Source organism: Anaerolineae bacterium (assembly GCA_014360855.1).
Taxonomy (GTDB): Bacteria; Chloroflexota; Anaerolineae; order JACIWP01; family JACIWP01; genus JACIWP01.
In genome coordinates this window covers 1-1145 of sequence record JACIWP010000212.1, presented here as the reverse complement: position 1 = coordinate 1145, position 1145 = coordinate 1, and the positions used below count along the sequence as shown (strand labels likewise).

Annotated in this window: 2 protein-coding genes; both read left to right on the top strand. The window is 59.2% G+C overall.

Annotated features, from left to right (window positions below):
• Nucleotides 1-185 precede the first annotated feature (185 nt).
• On the top strand, nucleotides 186-644 hold the full coding sequence (locus H5T60_11140) for a 50S ribosomal protein L9 (GenBank protein ID MBC7242986.1): 459 nt from the start codon (nucleotides 186-188) through the stop codon (nucleotides 642-644).
• A gap of 57 nt (nucleotides 645-701) precedes the next feature.
• A complete protein-coding gene (locus H5T60_11135; protein MBC7242985.1) occupies nucleotides 702-1085 on the top strand; it encodes a hypothetical protein in 384 nt (127 codons plus the stop codon).
• Nucleotides 1086-1145: the final 60 nt, after the last annotated feature.

Below are 1145 nucleotides of genomic sequence, written 5' to 3'. Positions count from 1 at the left end.
AATAGCACGCTTCCCATCGACCCCGGGGCGCCTTCCGGCGCCCCGGCTTTTTTATCGCCGGCGCTCTCCGCCGGCAGAACGCGCGCTCCGCGCCCCTATTTGCATTCTTGCATGGCCTGTTGTATTATATGGCTGATACCGAACGGAACAGCGATCTTATACGGGTCGAACCGGAGGCGTTTTGCATGAAGGTCATCTTGACCAAAGATGTCAGCGGCCTGGGCAAAGCCGGCGCCATCGTCAACGTGTCCGAGGGCTACGGCCGCAACTACCTTATCCGCAACGGGCTGGCCCTGCCGGCCACGGAAAGCGCCCTCAAACAAGCGCAACAGCTCCAACAGGCGCGCGCCAAAAAAGAGAAGCGCCTGTACACCGAGGCTTCGGAACTGGCCAATGCCCTGAATCAGCTCACCCTGGTGTTCAAAGCCCGCGTCGGCGCCAAAGACCGCCTCTACGGCTCCATCACCTCCGCCGACATCGCCGAACAAATCACCGACCGCCTCCACACCGAGATAGATAAGCGCAAGATCATGCTGGAACAGCCCATCCGGGAGCTGGGAACCCACAAAGTGACGGTGAAGTTGATGCCCAATGTCACCGCCGAGGTGACGGTAGTAGTGGAAAAAGAAGAAGAAGGAGAGTAAGGGGCATATCCTCAGGGAACGGGCCCACCGCCTCCTGAGCGGCTGCCCCGTCCGACCATGGCCGCAGAAAATGATCATCTAACGTGGTTTATCGTCCAGCACATCGCCGAGAACGTGTTATGCCAGCACTGCCAGAGTCACTTCTCCCCTGATGCCATTGACATCATCAGCCGGCGGGAACACGCCTGGTTTGCTCGCGCCATCTGCGATGTATGCGGCACCGAAAGCCTCATCATGGTCGTGCTGGAAGAGCCAACCGACCAATTTGAGGACGAGCCGGAGGTGGAAATCGAGGTGCTGTTCGACGACCCGCCCGAACCGCGCCGGCGCGAGCCGGCCTCCCCCGGCCCCATTACCCAGCGCGAGATTGACGAACTGCGGGAGTTCCTGGCCACGTATCACGGCAACCTCACCGAGTTTTTCGACGACGTGGATTTTTGAAAGAATATGGAATTTTGAAGCCGGCCGATTTGACATTTCCCGCGAGTGGGAGTATGATTG